We start from the raw sequence: 15,574 nt of genomic DNA, 5'->3' as shown, positions 1-15,574 counted from the left end.
TCCTCACGTCAGCACCAGGTCATCCCGGTGGATCAGTTCTTCGCGGCCACGGTATCCCAGGATATCCTCGATGTCGCGGCTGTTGTGGCCGATGATGAGACGCGCATCCTCGGCGTTGTAGGCGCTGAGGCCGCGGGCGATTTCCCGGCCTTCGGCATCGCACACCAGAACGGCGTCCCCGCGCTGGAAGGTGCCTTCGACCGCGCGCACCCCGGCGGGCAGCAGCGAACGGCCGGCGCGCAAGGCCTTCAACGCGCCGGCATCCACCTGCAGCGAGCCCGCCGGCTTCAGGCTGCCGGCGATCCAGGACTTGCGGGCGGCGCGTGGCTCAACATCCGAGAGGAACCAAGTGCAGCGCTCGCTCTCCAGGATGGCGCGCAAGGGGTGAGGTCGCGTCCCATTGGCAATCGCCATACGACAGCCGGCGGAAACCGCGATGCGCGCGGCGGCCAACTTTGTGATCATGCCGCCGGTTGATACGCCGGGCAGGGCCTCGCCGGCCATGGCTTCGATCTCCGGCGTCAGGCGCACGACCACGGGCATGTGGCAGGCCGCTGGGTCGCGTTTGGGGTCGGCGGTATAGAGGCCGTCGATGTCCGAGAGCAGCACCAAAGCTTCGGCGTTCATCATCGCCGCCACGCGAGCGGCCAGGCGGTCATTGTCCCCGACCCGGATCTCGCTGGTGGCCACGGTGTCGTTCTCGTTGATCACCGGCAGTGCGCGGTGCTTCAGCAGGGTGTTGAGCGTGTTGCGCGCGTTGAGGTGGCGCCGCCGGGCTTCGGTGTCTTCCAGGGTCAGGAGCACCTGCGCCACGGTGATGCCGTGGGGCGCCAGGGCCTCCTGGTAGGCGTGGGCGAGGCGGATCTGCCCGGCTGCGGCCGCAGCCTGCTTCTCCTCCAGCTTGAGGCGCTGGCGCTCGAGACCCAGCAGCCGCCGACCCACCGCGATGGCGCCGGAAGAGACCACGATCAGTTCCTGCCCTTGCCCGGCCAGATCGGCTAGATCCTGCGCCAGGCTGGCCAGCCAGTCATGGCGGATGGCGCCGCTGGCCTCCTCCACCAGGAGGGCCGAGCCGATCTTGACCACCACGCGCTGGGCATTGCCCAGCAGGGCAGCCTGCTCGGCAATGATCGTCTGCTCGCTCATGCCTCGCTGCCCGCTGGTGCCTCCCCAGGCACGTCCTCTTGCGCGCTTTCCTCTGCCGCCTGGGCCTCGCGGATCACCTGCAGGAGGCGGAAGTGCAGGTCGCGCACGCCGCGCCCGCTGACCGCAGAGATGAGGGCGACATCGCTGCCTGCGGCGGCGGCCAGAGCGCTTTGGCGTTCGGCCAGGGCGGAGGCGGGGATGGCGTCGATCTTGTTGAGCGCCACGATCTCCGGCTTTTCCGCCAGGCCATGCCCATAGGCCTGCAGTTCCTCGCGCACGGTCGCATAGGCTGCCGCAGGGTCTTCGGCGGTGCCGTCAACCAGATGCAGCAGCACTCGGCAGCGTTCGACGTGGCCCAGGAAGCGCGTGCCCAGGCCGGCGCCGGCTGAGGCGCCTTCGATCAGGCCGGGGATGTCGGCCAGGACGAACTCGCTGTCGTCGGCGCGGACAACACCCAGGTTGGGGTGCAGGGTGGTGAAGGGGTAGTTGGCGATCTTCGGCTTCGCCCGGCTGACCGCCGAAAGGAAAGTGGACTTTCCAGCATTGGGCAGGCCGACAAGGCCCGCGTCCGCGATCAGCTTCAGGCGCAGCCAGACCCAGCGCTCCTCCCCCGGCCAGCCGGGGTCGGCACGCCGCGGCGCGCGGTTGGTGGAGGACTTGTAGTTGGCATTGCCGAACCCGCCGTCGCCGCCGCGCGCCAGCACCACGCGCTGGCCCACCTCGGTGAAGTCGGCGATCAGGGTTTCCTTGTCGTCTTCGAAGATCTGGGTGCCGACGGGCACGCGGATCAGCAGGGGCTTGCCGGCGGCGCCGCTGCGGTCCCGGCCTGCGCCATTCTGCCCGGACTCGGCCTTGAAGTGCTGAGAGTAGCGGAAGTCGATCAGGGTGTTCAGCCCATCGACCGCCTCGGCAATTACATCTCCGCCGCGGCCGCCATTGCCGCCGTCGGGACCGCCGAACTCCACGTACTTTTCCCGGCGGAAGGAGCAGGCTCCGGGACCGCCGTTGCCGCTGCGTAGGTAGATCTTGGCTTCGTCCAGGAACTTCATTGCCGTCACCGAAAAAGAGAAAGGGGGAATGGCGCGCCATTCCCCCTGGGTCTCTGCAGTGGGTCTCTGCAGCCCGTTTCGCGTGGGAAGCGCCTTACTCGGCGGCCTCGCTCATCGGGTTGGGAACCACTGAAACATGGGTGCGGCCACCGGCGCGCGTCTTGAACTCGACCTTGCCGTCGATCAGCGCGAAGATGGTGTGGTCCTTGCCCACGCCAACGCCCGTGCCCGGCTTCCACTTGGTGCCGCGCTGGCGCACGATGATGTTGCCGGCGGTCGCGCTCTGGCCGCCGAAGAGCTTAACGCCAAGGCGGCGACCGGCTGAGTCGCGCCCGTTGCGGGAGCTACCGCCTGCTTTTTTCTGTGCCATAGTGTCTCTCTCCTCAGCCGACGGCGATGTCGGTGATGCGGATGCGCGTCAGGTCCTGGCGATGGCCCTGAGTGCGGCGATAGTGCTTGCGACGGCGCTTCTTAAACACGGTGATCTTGTCGCCGCGGGTCTGCTCGACCAGTTCGGCATTCACCACGGCCCCCGCCACCGTCGGCGTGCCAATGGTGACCCCGTCTTCGCCGCCGACCAGCAGCACTTCGTCGAGCTGCAGAGTGGCACCCGCCTCTCCGGGCAAGCGCTCGATCTCGAGCACGTCGTTCTTGGCGACCTTGTACTGCTTGCCGCCGGTTTTGATCACTGCGTACATCTGTTTGCCTGCGTCGCGCGTGGAAAAATATCGCCGGGCGCGTTCCGCCCGATCGTGGAAGCCGAACTATACGCCCGGCCCGGGGAGTGTCAACGGCTTTTGGCCGCGAAGATCCGGTAGACGCCCTGTGCCGTGGCCAGCAAGGCACCTTCCGGCGCTCCCGCGTGAAGCGCCATGGCGGTATAGGCCAGGGTGCCGCCCAGTCGTTCGATACGGCCGATGCCGAAGACCAGGCCGGGCTGCACGACTTCCAGAAAGGCAGTGTTCATGTTGACGGTGGCCATACCCGCCATCTCCGGACGGCGAGCGTGCACGGCAAGGCCGCCGGCCACATCGAGCAGGGCCAAAGCCACACCGCCGTGGGCGATGGCGAACTGATTGAGGTGCTGCGCTTCCACCTGCATCCGCACAACCGGACGGCCGTCTGCCAAGCGCGCGATGTCATAGCCAAGCAGGTCCTGATAGGGCCCGGTGTAGGGTAATCCCGTCTCTGGCGTCATGGCGGTTTCGTGTATCGTCGACATCTACCTCTTTTCCGGGCCTCTTTTCCGAGCGTCTTTTTCCGGCCCCTCTTGTGCATCGGCTGGTCTATGGCCGGCCGATCGGGGCCTGTCAACGCGCAGTCCGCGCGCGGCGTGGCGGAAAAGCAAAACGGGCGGCTGCACTGCAACCGCCCGCTCGTCATTCGGGTCGTTTGATTCAGGTCGTTTGTTTCAGGCCGTGCCGCTGGCGGGTCAGCCGATCAGGCTGGTCAGGACCGTCAGCAAGCCGGCGGCCATGACGACGGCGAGGCCGAAAGTGTGCTGGATGCTCATGGTGCGCGCTCACTCACGATAAGGGTTGAGGGGGTCTCTGCCAGGGAGCGCCGCAGCGCCGTCCCTAATGCGCGATATGCGCCCCAACGTTGCGCCGCACAATGCACGCCACGGCAGAGCACCACTGCAGGGAATGCATAGCCTTTCTGCGCTCTGACGCACCACCCGGCGGCGGGGGCTGGGCGGTCGCCTTTCGCAGTTGCACACACCGATCTATCCTCGCCCTTCCCTGTAGTCACTGCGCGACGGGAAGAGGAGGGAAAGCCGTGTCAGCTCAAGGATTTACGGAAATAGACCCGGGAGTATCCGGCTTCCTCGCGGCGCTCGGTTTCTTCCCAGCCATGGCGCTTGTAGAGCGACTGATTCTCGGTCATGAGCTCGTGGGTATAGAGTCGCAATTCCTGCAACCCTCGTTTGCGCGCTTCGTCCTCGGCGCTTTTCAGCAGGGCACGGCCGAAACCTCGTCCCTGAAAGCCTGGATCCACGGCGATGTTGTCGATCAGCAGATGCCCCTCGCCGACCAGCAGCACGAGCAGGCCGGCAATGGCGCCGCCGCCGGTTTCCAGCACCCGGGTCTGACCCGCTGCAATGTGGCCCGCATAGTCTTCCAGCATGGGGCCGGGGGCCTTGCCCAGGCGCACCACATAGGGCGCATAGGCGGCATTCACCAGGGTCTCTATCGCGTCCAGATCTTCGGGTTTGGCCGGACGCACACAAAACTGCAGCGCGATCTCATCCGACATAGGCCCGCTCGATCCGCTCGTCCTCGTCCAGAAGAATTGTCAGACGGTCGTCCCGATAGTCCGATGTCATCATGCCGCCCTTGGGCACGACCCGGAGGCTCTTGCCTACGAGGGCGCTCAAGTCCGGTTGGGACTCGTCGGGCGGAACATCGCTACGACGCGCAGGTTTCTCTCGCCCTTCTGCCTGGGCGCTGCGCTGCGTGGCGCAGCCACCCACCAAGGTTACGGCAGCCAGACCCACGAGGGCCCGACGTCGGTTGTGGTCACTGTGCATCTCCACCTCCTCCCAGAGCCTGACGCTGTTGCGCCCGCACTGCAATAGGGGAGTGAGGAGGTATTCCCGGATTGCCTGCCCTGCCTGGCTGGCAACGCGACAGGCGACGCAGATCAGTCGATCGGCCGGTTCACCGTGAAACCCTGGCCATCGGGCTTCAACGTGAAGTCCCCCTCACTCACGGCGTAGCTCCAGGCGGCGGTCTTCCGCAGTCCGCCCAGCGGATACATGTGCACGCCGGTGATGCCGCAGTCGGGGTCGCTCGCCTGATAGCGGGCCAACTCCATTGTGAGTCGGTCCGGTGCGTTGAGCGTCATCAGCTTGGTGACGTTGCGCGCCTGCTTGAGCAGGAAGGTCATGGAGGGCCCGATGCCGCAGTTGCGCGCGTGGTTGAGCAGGGTTTTCAGCGTGGCCAGTCCTGGCAGACCAATGCGAATCGGCAGGCGATTGCCTTCGGCACGGATGCGCCGATCCCAGGCGATGATCGGCGCCGCCTCGAAGCAGAACTGGGTGACGATGTAGAGCTCGGCATCGCTGCGCGCGGCAAAGGCGTTCTTCCAGGCCAGAGCCGCGGCGACGTCCTCGTCCCGTATGTCGGGGCTGCCCTCGGGGTGTCCCGCCACGCCGATGCGGCGGATGCCGTAGTGGTCCAGCACGCCGGTCTCCAGCAAGGCCAGGGAGCTGTCGAAGGGGCCCAGTGGCGTGGGCACAGCGCCCGCCAGCACGATCACCTCCTCGACCCCGGCTTCCTCCACCAGGCGGGCCACGCCCTCCTCGAAGGCCGGGGTGCTGGGGAAGGAGCGGGCTGCCAGGTGCGGCAGCGGCTCGAAACCCTCGGCGCGCAGCCGCTTGGCGGTGGCCAGCGTGTCGGCGAAATCCGAGCCGGGCAAGAAGGTAACGGCCACCTTGGTTCCCGGGTACAGCGGCGCGCGATAGTCCGGGGTCTTGGCTGCGGTCCCTGGTGTCGTCTCCACGGTGAAGCCGCGCATGAAGGCGCTGATCTGGCGTTTGATCTCGCTGTCGCCCTCACCCACGTCGTGGATCTCCGGCAGATAGCGGGGCTCCGGTACGTGGTGCATTTCCGGCAGGCTCATGGCGTGGGTTCCTCGCTGACTGGAGGGGTGGAGGTGCAATGGTGTCAGGCCGCATCGTCCTCTGCGCCGCCTTGGGCGACCAGTCGGGCGAGCCGGGCCTCGTCGTAGTCCTGCTCCAGGCGCGCCGCTGTCTCGGCAGCGACGCTTTCGAGATCGTCGGCGCAGGCCTGAGGTGCGCCCTTGCGCCAGTGGGCAAGATAGCTGTCGGTATCACGCAGCTTCGCCTTCATGGCGGCGCGGTCAATGGCTGTCTCGAAGCGTTCGCTCAGCACCTGCTTGGCGGTCTTGCGCCCGGCCTTCACCACGACCTGGGCCGGGATGTCGCGCCAGTAGAGAATGGTCATTTGGGCCATGCGGCGACGCTCCCAAGCTTCTCGCGGTCAGGATCAGCCTCCTGCGGCGTGGCGGCGGCACGGGCTACGAAGTCGCCTAGTTCGCCGAGGCCGGTGAAGCGATATTCGTAGGCCAGGCCCAGGCGGGCGGCGGCGTCCTCGGCGCGCGACGCCAGCGCCGGATCCGGAGTCTGGGCCAGATAGACCAGGCGGCTGTAGTTGCCGAAGTAGTCGGCCAGCAGTTCGGGATAGCGGTCCAGCCCCAGACCGCGGATGATCAGGCTGTCGAAATGTCGGACCAGATAGTCGGTGAGATAAAAGGCCGTGGGATCGCGCTCATCCTGCTCCTGGAAGGCCGCCTGGCCGCTGAAGAAGGCATAGCAGTGGGGGCCGGGCAGCCGCTCGCCGCCTTCCTCCTCCAGCACCCGGTCCAGCAGGCCTCCCGTGCCGCAGTCGCCATAAGCCACGAAGATCCGCTCCACGCCCTGGGCCCGGGCGGCGCGGATCTTCGCACGCACCCCCTCAGGGATCCGTTCCGGGCGATTGTGCCAACTCGCCGGCAGGCAGGTGACGCGCAGCTGGCTGCAGCCATTGAGGCGCAGGCAATCGATGATCTCCCGCGCCACCGCACCGCAGGCGATGATCAGGCTTGGAGCCGCCTCGGCCGGCGCCGGAGCAAAGGCTGGCGCTGGTTGAAGGCTGGTCGGGTCTAAAGCCTGCAGGGCAGGGCTTTGATGGACGGGCTGGGCCATGGCGGCCTCCCGGGTCAGGCGGTGGCGGCCTTCTGGCCTGCCAGGTTGTGCCGGCGGGCCATGAAGTCCTTGGCGGTCTCGACCGCAACGGCGGCGTCGCGGCAGTAGGCATCCGCCCCGATGGCCTCCGCGAAGGCCTCGTTGAGCGGCGCGCCGCCCACGAGCACCACATAGTCGTCGCGCAGGCCCTGATCCTTCATGGTTTCGATCACCACCTTCATGTAGGGCATGGTGGTGGTGAGCAGGGCCGACATACCGAGAATGTCGGGCTTATGCTCTTCCAGTGCCGCGAGATAGGTCTCAACCGGGTTGTTGATCCCGATGTCCACCACTTCGAAGCCCGCGCCCTCCATCATCATGGAGACGAGGTTCTTGCCGATGTCGTGGATGTCGCCCTTGACGGTGCCGATCACCATCTTGCCGATCTTCGGGGCCCCGGTTTCCACCAGGAGCGGGCGCAGGATGTGCATGCCCGCCTTCATGGAGTTGGCGGCCATCAGCACTTCCGGCACGAAGAGGATGCCATCGCGGAAATCGATGCCCACGATGCGCATGCCTTCAACCAGGGCTTCGGTCAGCACCCGGTAGGGAGTCCAGCCCCGTTCCAGGAGGATGTTGACCCCTTCACAGACCTCGTCCTTGAGGCCGTCGTAGAGGTCGTCGTGCATCTGGGCGACCAGTTCCTCGTCGTCCAGAGAGCGCAGGTCGAGATCGTCTTCGTTGCTCATGATCAGTCCGTGCTTTCCACCACAGGGAGCCGTGCCAATCTGGCTCGCTTTCGCCGAACTTCCCGCCACAGCATCGCCCCAGCGATAGTGCCGGCGACCGATCGTGGTTGAAACGCGACAGAGCAAGGGAATCTGCCCCCTAAGCGGTGTTTTTGCAGCGCCTCTTGAGGCTGCCCGCGGCAACCACTGTTCCGCGCCTGACCAAGGTCGTGAGAGTGGTGCTTGCGGCGTCACTTGCCCCTCGAAAAGCAGCGGCGGCGATGATGGAAGGACCGCCAAAACACACCCATAATTGCCAGCGGCCGAGACCCGCGTTGCGGCGGCGGGAAAGAAGGGTGCAGCGGCGGACGCGGAGGGGCGGTGGCTTGCCGCTTCCGGTCCATGTTGTTATGACCCTGCGCCATCGCCGCATATTGCGACTGCGAAACGGAAGGAATAAGCATGCCGGACTTCACCGACTGCAAGGTCAAGGATCTGTCACTCGCGGACTGGGGCCGCTTGGAGATCGAAATTGCCGAGACGGAGATGCCCGGCCTGATGGCAACCCGCGAGGAATTCGGCTCTGCGCGCCCGCTTGCGGGAGCGCGCATTACCGGATGCCTGCACATGACGATCCAGACTGCAGTTCTGATCGAGACCCTGACCGCGCTGGGCGCGGAGGTTCGCTGGTCGTCCTGCAACATCTTCTCGACTCAGGATCACGCCGCCGCGGCTGTTGCCAAGGCCGGCGTTCCCGTCTTTGCCTGGAAGGGCATGAGCGAGGAAGAGTACTGGTGGTGCATTGAGCAGACCGTGCGCGGGCCTGACGGCTGGGTCCCGAACATGGTGCTGGACGACGGTGGCGACCTCACCGGTCTCCTGCACAAGCCCGAATACGCCGACATCATGGACGGCGTGAAGGGCATCTCCGAAGAGACCACCACCGGTGTGCTGCGCCTCTACGAGATGGCGAAGAAGGGGACGCTCAAAGCCCCGGCGATCAACGTCAATGACTCGGTCACCAAGTCCAAGTTCGACAACAAGTACGGCTGCCGCGAGTCCCTGGTGGACGGCATTCGCCGCGCCACCGACGTGATGATGGCCGGCAAGGTGGCCATGGTCGCCGGCTTCGGCGATGTGGGCAAGGGCTCGGCTGAGTCCCTGCGCCGTGCCGGTGCCCGGGTAATCGTCAGCGAGGTCGATCCGATCTGTGCCCTGCAGGCCGCCATGGAAGGCTACGAGGTCAAGACCATGGAGGAGGCCGCTCCGGTCGCCGACATCTTCGTGACCGCCACCGGCAACGCCGACGTGATCACCGTCGATCACATGCGCGAGATGAAGGACCGGGCGATCGTCTGCAACATCGGCCACTTCGACAACGAGATTCAGGTCGAGGGGCTGAAGAACTTCAAGTGGCAGAACATCAAGCCACAGGTCGACCAGATCGAGTTCCCGGACGGCAAGAAGATCATCCTGCTGGCCGAGGGTCGTCTGGTGAACCTGGGCTGCGCCACCGGCCACCCCAGCTTCGTCATGAGTGCCTCCTTCACCAACCAGGTGATGGCGCAGATGGAGCTCTGGGCGAACCACGCCAACTACGACCGTCAGGTCTACGTGCTGCCGAAGCACCTGGACGAGAAGGTCGCGGCCCTGCATCTGGAGAAACTCGGCGCCAACCTGGCGAAGCTGACCCAGGAGCAGGCGGACTACATCGGCGTGCCGGTGGAAGGCCCGTTCAAGAACGACGCCTACCGCTACTAAAGGTCATGCTGCGCTGCGGGACCCCTTTGGGTCCTGCGGCGCAGCCCGCCACGCGAAAAGAAGGGGAGTTCCGCCTAGGTGGAACTCCCCTTTTTCGTTACCCCCTTTGTTGGTGCTCAACTCTTGAGGACTTGCCGCGCATCCAGTGGTGACCGCGGGCCTTGCGGCGTGGCATGCTGGGGCCATGCGCAGACGCTTTCACCGCTCCACGCTCCGCGTGGCCGTCGTCGGGGCCGGTCCGGCGGGCTTCTATACGGTCGATGCCCTGCTGCGCGCCGAGATTCCGGTGGAGATCGACCTGATCGACCGCCTGCCGACGCCCTTTGGGCTGGTGCGCGGCGGCGTGGCACCGGACCATCAGCACACCAAGGGGGTCGAGCGCAGCTTCGAGGCGCTGCTGGACCGGCCGGAGCTATGCTTCTGGGGCGACGTGGAACTGGGCCGCGACATCCATCTGGCGGAGTTGCGGGGCCTCTACGATGCCGTGGTGCTGGCAATCGGTGCGCCGCACGAGCGCCGGCTTGGTATTCCCGGCGAGGAGCTGCCCGGCGTCCATGGCTCGGCCGCCTTTGTCGGCTGGTACAATGGTCATCCGGATTACGAAGACCTGGCCCCGCTGCTGGACGGGCGGCCGGCTGTGGTGGTGGGCAACGGCAACGTCGCGCTCGACCTCGCGCGCGTCTTGCTGAAGACCTCGGAAGAGATGGCCGCCAGCGATCTCTGCGACGCAGCCCGCGAGGCAATCGCCGCCGCGCCGCCGGCGCAGGTCACCCTGCTGGGCCGGCGGGGCCCGCTGCAGGCGCGCTTCACTCTGGCCGAGCTGCGCGAGCTGGCGGATCTGGCGGTGGGGCCGCCTGCCATCCTTGCCGGAGGCGACGACAACGCCTTGCCCGACGATGCCGCTGTGGTGGAGGATGAGCGCGCCCGGCGCAAGGCAGAGCGCGTGCTGAGCGTGCTGCGCGGTTTCGCCGAGACCCCGGCGGAACAGGCGCGCTTGCACCTGCGCTTTTTCACCCGGCCGCTGGAAGTTCTGGGCGAGACACGCGTGGAGGCGCTGCGCTGCCAGCCCACGGGTTTCGATGCCGAGGGCCGGCTGGTGGACCAGGGTGCGCCCTTCGAGCTGCCCTGCGGCCTGCTGCTCACCGCCATCGGCTACACCGGCGAGGCCGTGGAAGGGGCGGCGTTCGATCCTGCGTCCGGTCGCTTCCGAGCGCAGGGGCCGCGCCTGGAGCCCGGGCTCTATGCCGCCGGCTGGTGCCTGCGCGGGCCCAGCGGGGTGATCGGCACCAATAAGCACGACGGGGACGCCGCTGCGGCGGCCATCCTGGAAGAGGTCAAGGCGGAAGCGAAGCCGGGGCGTGTCGGTCTGCATGGCATTTTGACCGGTCGACAGCGTGGCTGGGTCGACCGGACAGGCTGGCGCGCCATCGACGAGGCGGAACGTGCGGCAGCCACGGCACCTGCACCCCGTCGCAAGCTGACCGGCTATGCCGCCCTGCGCAGTGCTGCGCAGGAGGCGGAGCAGGGATGAAAAGTCCGCACTCTTTGCGGGGCTGAACCACCCGGGCGCAGGTGTTAAGTACAGCCTAAGCCCAATCAGCCCAATCGAGGACTCTTGTTATGGAAGGCTCCGGCCCGATCGTTCCCAGCCGCCGGGAGGTGGAAAGCGCCGTTGTGCGCTTTGCCGGCGATTCCGGCGACGGGATGCAGGTGACGGGCAGTCAGTTCACCCTGGCCACGGCCCTGGCCGGCAACGACCTTGCGACCTTTCCCGATTTCCCGGCAGAGATCCGCGCGCCGGTCGGCACCACCTTTGGCGTCAGCGCCTTTCAGATCCAGTTCGGCGCCCGCGAGGTCCGCACGGCGGGAGACGAGGTCGAGGTCCTGGTTGCCATGAACCCGGCGGCGCTCAAGGTCAACCTGGCCGAGGTGCGCCGCGGCGGGCTCATCATTCTCGACAGCGACGCCTTCACCAAGCGCAACCTGACCAAGGCGGGCTATGAGGTCGATCCCCGCGCTGACGGCAGCCTGGAGCCCTGGCGCCTGCTGGAGATCGACATGACCCAGCAGACCGAGCGGGCCGTGGCCGGGCTCGGCCTGTCCAAGAAGGAGGCCCATCGCTGCAAGAACTTCTGGGCGCTGGGACTGGTCTACTGGCTTTTTGCCCGCGAGCGACAGGCGACGGTCGACTGGCTGGAGAAGCGCTTCGGCAAGCGCCCGGAGCTGGTGGCCGCCAACCGCGCCGCCCTGGACGCCGGCCATGCCTGGGGCGAGACGGCGGAACTGCCGAGCGAGATATCCGCCTGGTCCGTTCCCTCGGCGCGGCTTGCGCCCGGCGTCTACCGCAACGTCACCGGTTCCCAGGCGCTGTCCTGGGGTCTCCTGGCTGGGGCACAGAAGGCGGGTCTGGGTCTGACTTTCTGCGGCTATCCCATCACGCCGGCCTCGGTGCTGCTGCACAGCCTGGCGTCGCTCAAGTCCTTCGGCGTGGTCACCTTCCAGGCCGAAGACGAGATTGCCGCCATCTGCGCCGCCATTGGTGCCGGCTATGCTGGTTCTTTGGGGGTCACCGCGTCCTCCGGCCCCGGTGTTGCGCTGAAGACCGAGGCTCTGGGGCTGGCGATCGCCGCCGAACTGCCGCTGATTGTGGTCAACGCCCAGCGCGGCGGCCCCTCCACCGGATTGCCGACCAAGACCGAACAATCGGACCTCTTCCAGGCGGTCTGGGGCCGCAACGGCGATGCGCCGCTGGCAGTGATCTCGGCACGCTCTGCGGCGGACTGCTTTGAGGTGGCGATAGAGGCGGCGCGCATCGCCACCACCTGGATGACCCCGGTTATTCTCCTGACCGACGGCTACTTGCAGAACGCCAGCGAGCCCTGGCGCGTGCCGAACATGGCCGATTTCGCGGATTTCCCCGTGCAGTTCCACACCCAAGCGCCCGCGGAGGGCGAGAGCTTCCAGCCCTATGGCCGCGATCCCGACAGCCTGGCGCGGGCCTGGGTGCGCCCCGGCACGCCGGGACTGGAGCACCGCATCGGCGGGCTGGAGCGCGATGCGCTCAGCGGCAATATCTCCTACGATCCGGACAACCACCAGGTCATGACCGAAACCCGCGCCGCCAAGATCGCGCGCATTGCCAAGAGCTATCCGCCGCTGGCGCTGGAGCGCGGGCCCGAGGAGGGCGGCGACCTGCTGGTGGTGGGCTGGGGCTCGACTTGGGGGCCCATCGGCCGGGCGGTCTCCAACATGAACGAAGCGGGCCTGGCGGTCGGTCATCTGCACCTGCGCCACATCTGGCCGCTGCCCGAGGATCTGGGCGACGTGTTGAAGCGCTGGCGTCGGGTGGCGGTGGCCGAGATGAATGGCGGGCAGCTGGCGACATTGCTGCGAGCCACCTATCTGGTGGATGCCGTGCCCGTTACCAAGGTTTCCGGCCGGCCCTTCAAGGTGGCCGAACTGGAAGCGCGGCTAACCGCGCTGATGAAGGATTGAGGCGATGACCGAGATGCCCGCCCCGAAGAAGCTGCAAGCCAAGGACTATGCCACCGACCAAGAGGTGCGCTGGTGCCCGGGCTGCGGCGACTATGCGATCCTGAAGTCGGTGCAGAAGACCCTGGCCGAACTGGAGGCCGACCCAGCCCAGACCGTGTTCGTCTCCGGCATCGGCTGCTCCTCGCGCTTTCCCTATTATATGGCCACCTATGGCTTCCACACGATCCACGGCCGTGCGCCGGCCATTGCGACGGGCGTGAAGCTGGCCAATCCCGATCTCGATGTCTGGGTGGTGACCGGTGACGGCGATGGCTTGTCGATTGGCGGCAACCATCTGCTGCACCTGCTGCGCCGGGACGTCGATCTGCAGCTTCTGCTGTTCAACAACGAGATCTATGGCCTGACCAAGGGCCAGGCTTCGCCTACCAGCCGCCCCGGCACCCGCTCCCCCTCCACACCTAGCGGCTCCCTGGATCAGCCAGTCTCGGCGACCCGCTTTGCGCTCGGCGCCGGCGGTAGCTTCGTGGCGCGGACCATCGACACCGATCAGAAGCGCATGCCGGCGGTGCTCAAGCGCGCACGCGCCCATCGCGGCACCGCCATGGTGGAGATCCTGCAGAACTGCATCGTCTACAACGACGGGGTCTTCGACCTCTTTGCCGCCCGCGATGTGGCAGGCGAACGCCAGCTTCACCTGGAGCATGGCCAGCCAATGATTTTTGGGGCCGAGCGGGACAAGGGGCTGCGCCTCAAGCCGGGGACGCTTCGCGTCGAGGTCGTTTCTCTCAGTGAGGTGCCGGAAAGCGACCTCCTGGTGCATGACGAGACCGATCCCATGCTGGCGACGCTGCTGGCGGGTCTGGAGCCGCCCTTCCCGGTGGCCATGGGCGTACTCTATGCCGAGGAGAGGCCCGAGTCCTGGGAAGCGCGTCAACTTGCCGAGGTGGGGCAGGCCACCGGGCGGCCGGCGCCGGGGCCTATCCAGGGCGATCTCGACGGCCTGCTGCGCAGCGGGAGCACCTGGACGGTCGAGTGAACCGCAGGTGCGTCAAAAGCGTTTGACCGAGGCTGCACCAGGCCTTAGTGTCCGCGCGGTTTCCGCCAACAGGTCGTCCTGTCGGCTCCGAGGAGCACCGCCGGTCCGCGAGGGTTCGCGCACCGGCGCATAACCGCTTGGGGCGACATCCGGCCCGGCACCAGGAAGAGCGCATGTTCGAGTCTCTGCAAGAACGCCTGTCCGATGTTTTCGGTAAGCTCACCCGTCGCGGTGCGCTGAGCGAAAGCGATGTCGACGCGGCTCTGCGCGAGGTGCGCATCGCCCTGCTTGAGGCCGATGTCGCTCTCCCGGTGGTCAAGGACTTCGTTTCTGGCGTCCGCGAGAAGGCGGTCGGGCAGGAGGTGCTGCGCTCGGTCACGCCGGGGCAGATGGTCGTCAAGATCGTCCACGACCAGCTCGTGGAGATGCTGGGCGGCAAGCCCAAGGAAGAGGAGGGCAAGCAGGCGCCGCTGCTCGATCTTGCGGCGCAGCCGCCGGTGGCGGTGATGCTGATCGGCCTGCAGGGCTCGGGCAAGACCACGACCTGCGCCAAGCTGGCCAAGCGCTTGACCGAGCGCGAGCGCAAGAAGGTCATGATGGCCTCGCTCGACACCCGCCGTCCCGCAGCGCAGCGCCAGCTCGCGGTCCTGGGTGAGCAGGCCGGCATCAACACGCTTCCGATCGTTTCCGGCGAACCACCCCTGGCCATCGCCAAGCGCGCCATGCAGACCGGTGCTTTGGAAGGCTACGACGTGGTGCTGCTGGACACTGCGGGCCGTCTTTCCATCGACGAAGAGTTGATGGACGAGGTTGCGCAGGTGCGCGACGCCGTCAAGCCGCAGGAATCCCTTCTCGTCGCCGACGCCATGACCGGTCAGGACGCGGTCAATGTCGCCAAGGCCTTCCAGGACAAGGTGGGCCTGACCGGCATCGCACTGACCCGCGTCGACGGTGATGCGCGCGGCGGTGCGGCACTTTCCATGAAGGCGGTCACGGGCCGACCGATCAAGCTGCTGGGCACCGGCGAAAAGCTGGATGCCTTGGAGGCCTTTCACGCCGATCGCGTGGCCGGGCGTATCCTGGGTATGGGCGACATCGTCTCCTTGGTGGAGCGTGCCGCCGAGACCATGGAGCAGGACGACGCCGAAAAGCTCGCCAAGAAGCTGGAAAAGGGCAAGTTCGACCTCAACGACATGTCCAAGCAGCTGCAGCAGCTCACCAAGATGGGCGGCTTGAAGCAGCTCATGGGCATGCTGCCGGGCGTGCCTAAGCTGCAGGATCAGCTCAAGAACGCAAAGATCGACGACAAGGTCGTCAAGCGACAGCTCGCCATCATCTCATCCATGACGCCGCAGGAGCGCGCGCGCCCCGAGGTCATCAAGGCCTCCCGGCGCCAGCGCATTGCCAAGGGCTCCGGCACCTCCGTGCAGGAGGTGAACAAGCTGCTCAAGCAGTTCTCCGAGGCGCAGAAGATGATGAAGAAGGTCAAGAAAATGGGCAAATCGGGCCGTCTGCCCAACCTGCCGGGCATGCCGCCAGGGGGTGGATTGCCTCCCGGCGGCGGGCTTGGAGGCGGCGGCTTGGGCGGTGGCGGCCTCGGGGGCCTGGGCGGTCCCTTCGGGGGTCGCTGAGCGCCAACTCACCACACGATATCGACGTTCATCACAGTTAG

At 66.7% G+C, this 15,574-nt stretch carries 16 protein-coding genes; 5 read left to right on the top strand and 11 right to left on the bottom strand.

The genetic code is table 11. The features are described from left to right. Nucleotides 1–3: 3 nt before the first annotated feature. The 11 genes from proB to P2G67_RS05445 form a co-directional block, all read right to left on the bottom strand. Complete coding sequence (proB, locus tag P2G67_RS05495; RefSeq protein ID WP_275820843.1) at nucleotides 4–1,146, bottom strand: glutamate 5-kinase; 1,143 nt, start codon at nucleotides 1,144–1,146, stop codon at nucleotides 4–6. Beyond that, entirely contained in the window at nucleotides 1,143–2,195 is a 1,053-nt protein-coding gene (obgE, locus tag P2G67_RS05490) for a GTPase ObgE (RefSeq protein ID WP_275820841.1), read from the bottom strand. Before obgE ends, proB begins: the two co-directional genes overlap by 4 nt. Before the next feature lie 94 nt (nucleotides 2,196–2,289). Next, nucleotides 2,290–2,565 (bottom strand): 50S ribosomal protein L27, encoded by a 276-nt coding sequence (gene rpmA / locus P2G67_RS05485; RefSeq protein ID WP_275820839.1) that lies wholly within the window; start codon nucleotides 2,563–2,565, stop codon nucleotides 2,290–2,292. 13 nt (nucleotides 2,566–2,578) lie between these two features. Next, nucleotides 2,579–2,893, bottom strand: coding sequence for a 50S ribosomal protein L21 (rplU, locus tag P2G67_RS05480; RefSeq protein WP_322099644.1), 315 nt, complete (start codon nucleotides 2,891–2,893; stop codon nucleotides 2,579–2,581). 89 nt (nucleotides 2,894–2,982) lie between these two features. Further along, a complete protein-coding gene (locus tag P2G67_RS05475; protein ID WP_275820837.1) occupies nucleotides 2,983–3,417 on the bottom strand; it encodes a PaaI family thioesterase in 435 nt (144 codons plus the stop codon). A 560-nt stretch (nucleotides 3,418–3,977) separates the two neighbouring features. Continuing rightward, nucleotides 3,978–4,451, bottom strand: coding sequence for a GNAT family N-acetyltransferase (locus P2G67_RS05470; RefSeq protein WP_275820835.1), 474 nt, complete (start codon nucleotides 4,449–4,451; stop codon nucleotides 3,978–3,980). Next, nucleotides 4,441–4,725, bottom strand: a complete 285-nt coding sequence (locus tag P2G67_RS05465) for a hypothetical protein (protein WP_275820833.1) — start codon at nucleotides 4,723–4,725, stop codon at nucleotides 4,441–4,443. Before P2G67_RS05465 ends, P2G67_RS05470 begins: the two co-directional genes overlap by 11 nt. 113 nt (nucleotides 4,726–4,838) lie before the next feature. Next, nucleotides 4,839–5,819, bottom strand: a complete 981-nt coding sequence (locus P2G67_RS05460) for a methylenetetrahydrofolate reductase (protein WP_275820831.1) — start codon at nucleotides 5,817–5,819, stop codon at nucleotides 4,839–4,841. Between the two features lie 44 nt (nucleotides 5,820–5,863). Beyond that, nucleotides 5,864–6,172: a virulence factor gene (locus P2G67_RS05455; protein WP_275820829.1), complete on the bottom strand. Its 309-nt coding sequence runs from the start codon at nucleotides 6,170–6,172 to the stop codon at nucleotides 5,864–5,866. Next, complete coding sequence (locus P2G67_RS05450) at nucleotides 6,160–6,903, bottom strand: DUF1638 domain-containing protein (RefSeq protein ID WP_275820827.1); 744 nt, start codon at nucleotides 6,901–6,903, stop codon at nucleotides 6,160–6,162. The genes P2G67_RS05455 and P2G67_RS05450 overlap by 13 nt, the downstream gene beginning before the upstream one ends. 14 nt (nucleotides 6,904–6,917) lie before the next feature. After that, nucleotides 6,918–7,631 (bottom strand): corrinoid protein, encoded by a 714-nt coding sequence (locus P2G67_RS05445; protein WP_275820825.1) that lies wholly within the window; start codon nucleotides 7,629–7,631, stop codon nucleotides 6,918–6,920. Nucleotides 7,632–8,072: 441 nt separating this feature from the next. On the opposite strand from P2G67_RS05445, the gene ahcY reads away from it, so the two are divergent. The 5 genes from ahcY (at nucleotide 8,073) to ffh (ending at nucleotide 15,533) form a co-directional block, all read left to right on the top strand. After that, complete coding sequence (gene ahcY / locus P2G67_RS05440) at nucleotides 8,073–9,371, top strand: adenosylhomocysteinase (protein WP_275820823.1); 1,299 nt, start codon at nucleotides 8,073–8,075, stop codon at nucleotides 9,369–9,371. A gap of 184 nt (nucleotides 9,372–9,555) precedes the next feature. Beyond that, entirely contained in the window at nucleotides 9,556–10,902 is a 1,347-nt protein-coding gene (locus P2G67_RS05435) for an FAD-dependent oxidoreductase (protein WP_275820821.1), read from the top strand. An 89-nt stretch (nucleotides 10,903–10,991) separates the two neighbouring features. Then, on the top strand, nucleotides 10,992–12,866 hold the full coding sequence (locus P2G67_RS05430) for a 2-oxoacid:acceptor oxidoreductase subunit alpha (RefSeq protein ID WP_275820819.1): 1,875 nt from the start codon (nucleotides 10,992–10,994) through the stop codon (nucleotides 12,864–12,866). 4 nt (nucleotides 12,867–12,870) lie between these two features. After that, on the top strand, nucleotides 12,871–13,902 hold the full coding sequence (locus P2G67_RS05425) for a 2-oxoacid:ferredoxin oxidoreductase subunit beta (protein ID WP_275820817.1): 1,032 nt from the start codon (nucleotides 12,871–12,873) through the stop codon (nucleotides 13,900–13,902). A gap of 173 nt (nucleotides 13,903–14,075) precedes the next feature. Continuing rightward, nucleotides 14,076–15,533, top strand: a complete 1,458-nt coding sequence (gene ffh / locus P2G67_RS05420) for a signal recognition particle protein (protein ID WP_275820815.1) — start codon at nucleotides 14,076–14,078, stop codon at nucleotides 15,531–15,533. Nucleotides 15,534–15,574: the final 41 nt, after the last annotated feature.

The sequence above is a fragment of the Aquibaculum arenosum genome (assembly GCF_029222965.1).
Lineage (GTDB): Bacteria > Pseudomonadota > Alphaproteobacteria > Kiloniellales > DSM-21159 > Aquibaculum > Aquibaculum arenosum.
Note: the sequence above shows the minus strand (reverse complement) of the source record. Positions and strands in the feature narration are given on the sequence as shown.